13 protein-coding genes and 1 pseudogene are annotated in these 8679 nt (G+C 68.0%); all 14 read right to left on the bottom strand.

Features of this window, described 5'->3' with window-relative positions; all coding sequences use genetic code 11:
- Positions 1-109: 109 nt before the first annotated feature.
- Positions 110-556: a single-stranded DNA-binding protein gene (locus R4I43_RS34105; protein WP_324269860.1), complete on the bottom strand. Its 447-nt coding sequence runs from the start codon at positions 554-556 to the stop codon at positions 110-112.
- A gap of 286 nt (positions 557-842) precedes the next feature.
- A complete protein-coding gene (locus R4I43_RS34100; RefSeq protein ID WP_324269859.1) occupies positions 843-995 on the bottom strand; it encodes a hypothetical protein in 153 nt (50 codons plus the stop codon).
- Positions 996-1084: 89 nt separating this feature from the next.
- Positions 1085-1459 (bottom strand): hypothetical protein, encoded by a 375-nt coding sequence (locus R4I43_RS34095; protein ID WP_324269858.1) that lies wholly within the window; start codon positions 1457-1459, stop codon positions 1085-1087.
- A gap of 112 nt (positions 1460-1571) precedes the next feature.
- Positions 1572-2606: a DUF4192 domain-containing protein gene (locus tag R4I43_RS34090; RefSeq protein WP_324269857.1), complete on the bottom strand. Its 1035-nt coding sequence runs from the start codon at positions 2604-2606 to the stop codon at positions 1572-1574.
- A gap of 164 nt (positions 2607-2770) precedes the next feature.
- Entirely contained in the window at positions 2771-3019 is a 249-nt protein-coding gene (locus R4I43_RS34085; protein ID WP_324269856.1) for a hypothetical protein, read from the bottom strand.
- A 38-nt stretch (positions 3020-3057) separates the two neighbouring features.
- Positions 3058-3519, bottom strand: coding sequence for a hypothetical protein (locus R4I43_RS34080; protein ID WP_324269855.1), 462 nt, complete (start codon positions 3517-3519; stop codon positions 3058-3060).
- A gap of 267 nt (positions 3520-3786) precedes the next feature.
- Positions 3787-4212, bottom strand: coding sequence for a hypothetical protein (locus tag R4I43_RS34075; RefSeq protein WP_324269854.1), 426 nt, complete (start codon positions 4210-4212; stop codon positions 3787-3789).
- 359 nt (positions 4213-4571) lie between these two features.
- The gene (locus R4I43_RS34070) at positions 4572-5132 is read right to left on the bottom strand and encodes a hypothetical protein (protein ID WP_324269853.1); all 561 of its coding nucleotides are present in this window, start codon (positions 5130-5132) and stop codon (positions 4572-4574) included.
- A 165-nt stretch (positions 5133-5297) separates the two neighbouring features.
- Entirely contained in the window at positions 5298-5894 is a 597-nt protein-coding gene (locus R4I43_RS34065; RefSeq protein ID WP_324269852.1) for a DUF4192 domain-containing protein, read from the bottom strand.
- A gap of 43 nt (positions 5895-5937) precedes the next feature.
- Positions 5938-6267 (bottom strand): annotated as a pseudogene (locus R4I43_RS34540) (DUF4192 family protein); the annotation flags it as partial.
- A gap of 308 nt (positions 6268-6575) precedes the next feature.
- Positions 6576-7448, bottom strand: a complete 873-nt coding sequence (locus R4I43_RS34060; RefSeq protein ID WP_324269851.1) for a bifunctional DNA primase/polymerase — start codon at positions 7446-7448, stop codon at positions 6576-6578.
- Positions 7449-7578: 130 nt separating this feature from the next.
- The gene (locus R4I43_RS34055; RefSeq protein ID WP_324269850.1) at positions 7579-7920 is read right to left on the bottom strand and encodes a hypothetical protein; all 342 of its coding nucleotides are present in this window, start codon (positions 7918-7920) and stop codon (positions 7579-7581) included.
- Between the two features lie 132 nt (positions 7921-8052).
- On the bottom strand, positions 8053-8241 hold the full coding sequence (locus R4I43_RS34050) for a hypothetical protein (protein ID WP_324269849.1): 189 nt from the start codon (positions 8239-8241) through the stop codon (positions 8053-8055).
- A gap of 45 nt (positions 8242-8286) precedes the next feature.
- The coding region (locus tag R4I43_RS34045) for a hypothetical protein (protein WP_324269848.1) at positions 8287-8679 on the bottom strand (393 nt) is incomplete at its 5' end.

Raw genomic sequence — 8679 nt, 5'->3', positions numbered from 1 at the left:
CGCTCTTCCCCCTTTGGGGGGGGGGGGGGGGGGGCCCCCCCCCCCCCCCCCCCGGGGGGGGGGGGGGGCGGGGGGGGGGGCCCCCCCCCCCCACCCCGTGGGTGGTGGTTCAGAACGGCGCGTCAGCGGCGCTAGCTCCGGCGGGCGCGGCGGCCCACATGTCCTCGGCCGGGGGCTCGTCGGTGGTGGTGCGGGTGGTCTTACGGACGGTGGCGGTGGCGTAGCGCAGAGCGGGGCCGACCTCGGTGACATCGAGCTCGACCACAGTGCGCTTCTCACCCTCGCGGGTCTCGAACGAGCGCTGCTTCAAGCGGCCCTGCACGATCACCCGTGTGCCCTTGGTGAGGGATTCGGCGACGTTTTCGGCCAGCTGACGCCAGGCGTTGCAGCGCAGGAACAGCGACTCGCCGTCCTTCCACTCCCCGCTCTGCCGATCGAGAAAACGAGGGTTGTTGGCGACGGTGAAGTTCGCCACGGCGGCGCCGGAGTGGGTGAACTTTAGCTCGGGGTTGGCGGTCAGGTTGCCGACGATGGTGATTTCGGTTCCTCCAGCCACAACGGGCCTCCTTATCCACGAAAATCCGCTTTCGATACCGACACCCCGAAGACCCAGCCGTGGCTGGGTTGTGTGGTTGTAGGGTGTCGATCTGCGACCGCGCGATCGGGACGGGACGGGTGGTGCAAGGGTTTATCGCGTAGCGACGCCGCAGGCGCCCTTGCAGCGCCCGGGCCGTGCTGGTCTGATTCGCCTCAGATCGACCCGCCACAGCCACGCGCCCTCGTCCCCGAATCCACCAACTCGCAGCAACACTCACCCCGAACCTCCTCCAGATCGGGGGTGATCACGTGCCGGATTGCTCCCTAGTGGACAGAGGTTGCTGGGTGGTGGTGAGTTGGCGGCGGAGGAAGGTGCGGTAGGTGTGCGGGGTGACGTTGCGGCGGCCGACGGTCATCGAGTGCTCGGTGAGCTCACGCCGACGGGCTTCATCGAGCAAGTTCCGGGCGTAGCGGCGCATACCGGGCTCACCCGCCCTAGCACGCATCAGCGCCTTGCGCGCGAGGAAACGGAGGTCGTGTGAGGTTTTCACCGGTCCACCTCGTCGGCTTCCTCGAAACCGTGGGTGTCGCGGTCGATGTCGTCGACGCTGACATCGGAATCGTGTGAGGAGACCACGAGCGCCTCTTGCGCCCACTGGCGCGCGGTGTCTTCGTTTTCAGTGCCGGTGACGCAGACCTCGACGGTGAGAGTGACGGTGCCGTTCCAGCCCGGGACGTACTCGGGTAGGTCCAGGTCCCGCAGACCCCCGTTCATGCCGGTGAGGCAGATGTCGCCGTCCTTGTGGGCCTGGATGATGCGGGATCGGACCTGTGTGCGGAACGCGGTGAGGTCGGAGCGGGCTTGCTCGAGCGCGCGTTGCAGGTCCTCGATGCGTGCTTGGGGGTGTTCGGGCAGCGTCATGACGGGCCTTTCGATTGTGCGTATCTCGGGCAGGTCGGTGCGGAGTCGTCTGTGTGGAGGGTCGGTCCGGCTTGCCGGGGCCGGCCGCCAGCACAGGGCGGTGGGCTGCGTGTTACCGGTCGCTGCCGCGGACTGACGTCGGGTTGGGCTCGGCGTCGGCGATGGGGGCGAGCTTGTCCGGGGGGATCCCGTAGGACAGGGCCTGGTTGAGCAGGCGTGCGAAGGAGTGGTCGGGATCGATGTGCAGGGCGCGTTCGAGGGCGAGGGCCGCGAGAGTGCCGTGACCGCGCATGTAGGCGGAAAACGTGAGCAGCACCGCCGCTTCGACGACCTCGGGTCCGGTGGGGGCGCAGCGCATCAGGGTGATCCACAATCCTTCGGCTGCGCGGGCGTGGGGGCCCAGCGCGGTGCGGAAAACAGCGTCGCGGATGCGCTGGTCGCTGATGGCGTGCAGAACGCGAATGAGGATGTCCTCGCAGACCTCACCGCCCTCGGCCAAGGCATGGATCGTCTCAAGCACCAACCGATGAGCAGCGTTGTCGTACTCGCCCGTCGTGGCTGTCGTGGTCTGGTCGGTGAGTGTGTCGAGCGCGGTGCGCCAGCGTGCCGCGCTGGCCTCGTCGAGCTGGGGTGCGAGAAGTTCGGTCATCTCGGGGAGGCTGCTATAGGTGACCTCACCCGCCAGCGCGGCCACGACACCCAACGCGGAAGCACTGGGATCGGCAACGGTTCCGGTGACCAGGGGATCGGCGTAGGAGCCCCACGGGGCACCGGCACGGAACTCCGGGGTCCAGAACGCCTGCAGCAGCGGCACCCCGATCTCGCTGCAGAGCGTGGCGAGCCTGGACACGAGCCCGTGGTGCGGCAGTCCCTCGGCGGCGAGGTCACCGGCGGCGGTGGTCACCACGGCGATGACGCCGTCGACGTCCGGGTCGGCCAGTAGCGGTGGCTGCACAGTGGCGAGGAACCGGTCGTAGACGGCGGGCCGGGGCACGTCCAACCGCATGGCCGCGGCGAGACGTGGGCGGGCGTGGATGTCGTGGAAGGTCAGCACGATCACGGAATCGACCGGATAGAAACCGACCAGGTGCGGGACGGCGGCGAGAAGATCACTCGGGCCGTCCAGGCGGACGTGACGGTCGTTCATCATCTCTCCCAACAATCGAGGTGGATTCAGGTGGGCACGCCGCGCGAAGCACGCGATGGCGTCGGGCGCATGACGTGGTCTCTCGGGAGCCGCGGCGCTGTGCACACGTCGAGGCCCGGGTTCCCCGTGTCGAGCGGGGAACCCGGGCCTCGAGGGAAACGGGGTTACCGGCTGCGTCGCAGGAGGGTGCGGAGCCGGTCGAGGAGGCTGGGTTTGGGTGTGGGGGTGAAGGCGAGGCGGAGGACGACGTCGGCCACCAGTGCCGGATCGGCCTGGATCGTGCCGCCCCGTTGCCGGTAGCCGCGCCGGATGGAGTCGATGAACAGCGGACACAGACCGAGACTGCGCTCGTCGGCTTGGAAGAACGACCGCGGCATGCGGCTGTTGCGGACTCGCCCGGCGAAGTCACGCACGATCGGATCCCGTCTCAACTCGGCTCTGAGATCGGTGTTCATGGGGTGCTCGTTTCGTCGGTGGCCACGGCGTTGTCCGGAGCCACATCAGGCGGAAACGCCTGGGGCCGGTCGACGAGCACCGCCGGATGCCCCGCGACGCTCGCGTGATCGGCGGCGGCCCGGTCGAGCCCGGCCTGCTTAGTGCTGTAGCACTGGCCAAGCCGGATGCCGGCGCCGTGGCAGGTGGGGCACCACAGCACGAAGCCCTCGTCAGTGGTGCGGAGGGTGATCTGGTGGGGTTGATAGTGGTAGCTCAGCGCCGCGACGATCAGCGACGCCGTGCCACTGGAGACGGTGTGGCAGTCAGGCAGCCGAAACCCCCGACCAGTAGGCCCACGGAAGAACACGCCTACGCGGTTGTGTTCGGGGTGTTCGGTGAGCACACCGATCACATGATCGCCGTAGAGAATTCGGGTCCGGTACGGGTCGCGGCGCTGGGCAACGACATTCGGCAACATCGCGGATCCTTTTCCATGCAGAAGGCAGAGAAAGGGCAGACGACCGACACCTTCAGCGGCAGTGCCATGGTGGGTGGCCGGTGTGGGTCGTTCTGCCTGCGGCCGCGTGTGCTGGATCGGGGGTCCGGAACGCAAGCACGGCGGGGTCCCCTCTGGGGTGCCGTGTTGCGTGGAGCGGCCCGCGATCCAGCAGGCTGCAGGGCAGGCAGAAACCCCACCCGCCACCAACACAAACCCGATGAGCACGAACCGGGCGGGGGTGGTGGGTTAGCGGTTGTGGCGGTGGTAGCCGTACATCATGGCGCGGACTTGGGCGGTTTCGCGGCGGTACCCGCGCACCCACAGGGCGATGGCGACCGTCGCGGCAGCCAGCATGAGCGGGAACGCCAGGGCGATTGAGCCGCTGTGCACGGCGGTGGCCAGCGGCACCGCGACAGCCCCGCCCACGGCGAACACCAGCGGGCGACGTGGGACATCGGGGGCGAACCACCGGCGGGTCAGCCACCCGGCGAACAGCCCGGTGGGGGCGCCGAGGACGGCCAGCACCGGCACACCGGCAGGCCAGTGCGGGAGGTGGGTGAACACGCTGCCAGTGAGGACGTTGAGCAGACCGGTGGCCGAGCAGCCCAGCAGTACACCGAGCCCGGCCGCTCCGCACAACCGGGCGTAGACGATGAAGGGCTGGAACCGCATGGCCAGCGATGCTAGGCCACGGCACCGACGATGCCGGCCCGATCGCAGGGCGTGCCGCCGGTCGGTCGAGGATCGAAACAGCGAATACAAAGAAACTCCCTCGTTAGTGGAGGTGGGGTGTGTGGCAGCCGGCCCGGTGGCATTCCAGTCAGTAGTCGGCTCCGTCGTGGCGTCGAGGAACCCGGCCAGCACGTTGACCTCGATTCAGGTCAGGAAGATCGCGAGGTCGTCGGCGAGCATGCCGTCGTCGACGACCTCGGCCAGGATCTCGCCAGGGTCGTAATACGAGGGCACCGCAAGCGGGATGGTCACGTAGCTTTCCCAGCAGAAACATCCAGGCGCACTGCTTGTCCCTGCAGCTATGCGGTGTTTTGGCCAAGATGTGGATACGGCGCGTAGCTGCAGGCCACGGGTTCGCCGTGGTGCCATCCGCCGCATTCGATGGTCCCGAGAACTCGACTGGAGTCGGCGAGCCTGGCGCGGGTGTCGGCTTCGGCGTCATCGATGCTGCTGCCGTAGAGCTGCTCCCGGTGTTCCTGGTCGTCGATATCCACTGGTGTGTCGGGAAAAGCCTCCTGCCACATGCGGAACACCAGTCCTGTCGCGGTGGTGTTGAGCGGCGCGGTCTGGCTGGCATGGCAGAACGCGAGCACGATCTCGGCAGCGGTGGCGGGCCGGGTGTCCTCGCCCTGGGCGACGCGGTCGAGGAGTTCGCGGGCGTGGCCGCGGTAAACGAACTCCGTACGCATCCGGTCGCTGGTGGGGGTCAGGAGTGCGAAGCTGTGGTGCAGCGTGTCGGCATGGGCGGGATGGCGCCGTCGCGCGGCGCTGATCTCGTCCTCGGCCCACTCCATCATGTCGAACACCGGGGCAAGTTCTCGGTGCACGTCGTCGATGAGGTCGGTGAGTTCGGTAAACATAGGGCTCTCCCATCACGCAAATACAGTGGGGTGCAGTCGGAATCGGGTGTCCGGCGACGAGCAGTCGCGACAAGCCGGTGTCGGGGACAAACAGCGGCCCGGCTTTCGTGCGGTGTGGTGACCGAACGAAAGCCGGGCCGTGACAACCAGGTGCGCGCTGCCCTGCTACTGCGTCGTGGCGTCGGTGGTGGTGTCGGTGTAGTGCTGGAGGAACTGTGCGAACTCGGACGGCGGGATGCCGCTGTCGAGGGCGTGGCGGATCAGGTCGGCGAGAGTGTGTTCGGGATCGGCCTCCAGAGCGTGTTCGATCGCGATCTGGGCGAGGGCTCCTTCGCCGCGCACGTAGGTCGACACCGCCAGCAGCGTGGCGACTTCGGCGAGCTCGGGAGCCGGTGCCTTGCGGACGAGGGTGATCCACAGGTTTTCCGCGGCACCGGCGTGCTCGCCCAGCGCGGTCGGCAGGAGAGCGTCGCGGACGCGCCTGTCGGAGATCCAGTGCAGCATCCGCACAAGCGAGTCTTGGTCCGGATACTGGCCATCGGCGATATCCGCGATGGCCGAGGTGATCGCTTCCACGCGCTCGGTGACCGCGCCGGTGTGGGTGTCGTCGAGGCCGAGCCCGTCGAGTTTGACGGCCCATTCGGCTGCGGTGGCCCCGTCTCGTTCGGGGGCGATGAGCGCGCACATGTCCTCGCGGCTGGAGAACAACACGTGGCCGCGTGCGGCCAGCTCCGCCCCCCAGCACAGAGGTCGTCGGGTCACCGACCGTGCCGCGCAGGTCCGGGTCGAGGTAGGAGGCCCACTGGGCGCCGTGGCGGATGTGCGGGGTCCACAGGGCGGTGAGCACCCGGAATCCGGCTGAGGGGAGCGCGGCGGTGAGCTGGTCGATGAGTCGGTGATGCGGCAACCCCTCTGCCTGCTCGGGGTCGGGGTCGGTGATGACGAACAGCATGAGCGCGTCGGGCTGCAGTGTCTGGAGCGGTCCGGCTTCGGTGACCAGAAAGGCCACGAACTGCGCGTACTCCTCAGGCGTGGGCAGGTTGAGCCGGATGGTCGCGCCCAGCCGTGTTTGGCCGCTGGGGTGATGGTGCATGGTCACGATGACCAGCGAGTCGGCTGGGTAGAACCCGAGCATGTGAGGCAGCGCGGGCAGCACGTCGTCGACGGTGTTCAGCGCCACCGCGATGGGATTGGTCATGGGTTTCTCCCTGATGAAGTCGGGCAGGATGAAAGAGCCCCTTTTCGCACCCGGCTACGAGTGGGTGGCGAGGGGCGAAAAGGGGCGGTTGATCTGCGTGGGGTGGGATCAGGACGCCGGTCGGGGTGGCGGGGGTGTGCGCAGCACATCGCGCAGCGACGCCGCAGGCGCCCTTGCCACCCTGACCGGGGACCTGATGGGCTACGCAGCCGATCGACGGGCCCTCGGCCGCTAGCGACCCCTGGCTAGTCCTGGGCTGGTCGGTGGTGGGTGTCGGTGATGTGGCGGGGGCGTTGGATGCCCCACGCGAGGCCGGCGCGGATGGTGGTGTCGGCCTCGTCGGGGGTGAAGCCGTCCCGGCCGAGGTGACCTTCGACGGCGTGGCGGAGGGTGTTCTCGGCGGCGGCGTAATCGAGCTCCTGGCCTCCGACCAGACGCCCCAGCGCGCCCGCGGCCCGCAGCAACGTGTGATGGCGCTGCCCGGTCACCGCCCGAGCCACAGCGTCGGCCTCACCCCGGACCACGGCCGCGACATAGGCCGCTGCCCGCTCGGGCGGCAACCGCAGACCCGTGGACTCGACCGCCGGGTGAGGTGTGAGCGCCTCGATGATCCACTGAGGCAGCGGTGCGATCAGTGCGTCGCGGTGCAGGCGATAGCGGCCCTCCGGGCGCACCGAGCCCGCCGCCACCACATAGCCGCCGGCGCCCCGGGTATCAATCCAGCGGCCCAAGCGCCCCACGGTGCACCGCAACTCGAGTTCGGGTGGGGCCGCGAAGTACAGGTGCTGCCCGCCGGTCGGCGTAGCCACCGTGTAGGTGTGGTCGGGAAACGCCTCGCCCGCCGCGGCCGCGAGAGCGGCGAGCATCTCTCGGCCACCTTGGGGTTCGTCGGCTTCGACGGCATGGGAGTAGTGCGGGGTGTCGAGATCCACGACGAGCAACCCGGACGGGCCGCAGGCGATCCCCACGTTCTGGGGACCCTGCAGCCACCATTGCCGGATCTGGTCGGGGTCGGTGGTCGCCGACGCCTCCCACTCGACGATGGCCGGCTTCTTGCTGCGTGGCCGCAGCGGGAACACCGCGTGTTCCGCGGCCGCGGCGTCCAGGGCGACGCGCATCAGTCGCGGTGTGGGTGAGCCTGCGGTGGGTGTGGGTGGCATGGTCGCAAGTCCTTCCTGGACTCCACGGTAAGCCCGGCGGGAGTGGAATCCGTCGCACTCCGGGATGGCCTTCCAGCACGACCTCTCCTCACGGTGCGCGGGTGGTGTCTGGATGTTCGAGTGAGGTTTCGCTGGGTGGGTCGATCTCGTTCCACCCGAACGGTTCGCAGGCGAAGAAGTGCCCGTCCACGCACACCACATCCCCCACCGACAACGACCGGTGCCCAAGTTCCCGGTAGGCCACGGCACGCGGATCCGGGCTTGCGTGCGCGGGGTAGCGGCCGACGGTGAACAGCTCGAAGGCCCGCTCGGCGACCTCGACTCCAGTCGTGGCGGGTTGCACGTCCGGGTCGGTGTAGGTGTAGACGCACGTGAGGGTGTCGCGCAGCGTGTAGCCGAAGAACAGGGCGTCGTAGGTGTTGTTGTGCAAGACCCGGACCGTCGCCGGATCCCGCGACAGCCGGCCGCTTTTGCGTGTGCGGGTGTTCAAAGTGGATTACTCCTCCAGGAATGACACAACGCCGGACCCGCAGTGCAGGACCGGCGTTCGTCACGGGGACTGTTACTGGGATTCGTCCGAGTCCTCAGCGGACTCCTCGGGTGCGGTGTCGACGGCGGGCGGTGGGGTGGTGTTGCGGATGCGGTCGATGACGGCGGTAACGACATCGTCGGACTGCCGCAGCCCTGCCCTGACGAGACCACCGACGAGAACAAGAATGAGAATCTGAAAGACAATCCAGAACAACCACATGGGGCACACTCCTTTTCGGGAAAGTGGTTTGTGTAGAGCCGGGGCCTAGTGGTGGGGTTTGCGGCTGTGGTCGCGGGAGAGCTGCCCGAGTTGCCGGCTGCGTTCGGCGCGGCGGAACCATTCGGCCTGCAACGAATCGAGCCGCTCGGTATCGCGCTCGATGATCGCGTCGAACGTCAACACCTCAAGATGCTCGTTACTCACCCGCGTCAACTCTGATTCCTCGTTGGCGGACACTGAGGTGATCTCAGTAAGGTGCCTGGCAGGGGTGGCCGTGGGGTGATCGGTAGGGGTGGCAGAGGGCCTGCCTGATGGAGTGGGACGTGGGGGCTCCTGGTAGAAGAACTCCGACCAAAGATGATCTTCACCAGGTAAGGCCCCCACGTGATCACCTATCGTGCCATCCTCGATGTTCCTCGTGATCTCGCCCTGTATCTC

The organism is Saccharopolyspora mangrovi (genome assembly GCF_035320975.1).
GTDB classification, from domain to species: domain Bacteria; phylum Actinomycetota; class Actinomycetes; order Mycobacteriales; family Pseudonocardiaceae; genus Saccharopolyspora; species Saccharopolyspora mangrovi.
The sequence above is the reverse complement of the archived record's forward strand: the minus strand, read 5'-3'. Positions and strand labels throughout refer to the sequence as shown.

What these genes read in the sequence shown, in the direction of transcription:
- R4I43_RS34095 (WP_324269858.1), bottom strand. Translation starts at nt 1,459, where the DNA reads ATGACGCTGCCCGAACACCCCCAAGCACGCATCGAGGACCTGCAACGC.
- R4I43_RS34090 (WP_324269857.1), bottom strand. Translation starts at nt 2,606, where the DNA reads ATGAACGACCGTCACGTCCGCCTGGACGGCCCGAGTGATCTTCTCGCC.
- R4I43_RS34080 (WP_324269855.1), bottom strand. Translation starts at nt 3,519, where the DNA reads ATGTTGCCGAATGTCGTTGCCCAGCGCCGCGACCCGTACCGGACCCGA.
- R4I43_RS34075 (WP_324269854.1), bottom strand. Translation starts at nt 4,212, where the DNA reads ATGCGGTTCCAGCCCTTCATCGTCTACGCCCGGTTGTGCGGAGCGGCC.
- R4I43_RS34070 (WP_324269853.1), bottom strand. Translation starts at nt 5,132, where the DNA reads ATGTTTACCGAACTCACCGACCTCATCGACGACGTGCACCGAGAACTT.
- R4I43_RS34060 (WP_324269851.1), bottom strand. Translation starts at nt 7,448, where the DNA reads ATGCGCGTCGCCCTGGACGCCGCGGCCGCGGAACACGCGGTGTTCCCG.
- R4I43_RS34050 (WP_324269849.1), bottom strand. Translation starts at nt 8,241, where the DNA reads ATGTGGTTGTTCTGGATTGTCTTTCAGATTCTCATTCTTGTTCTCGTC.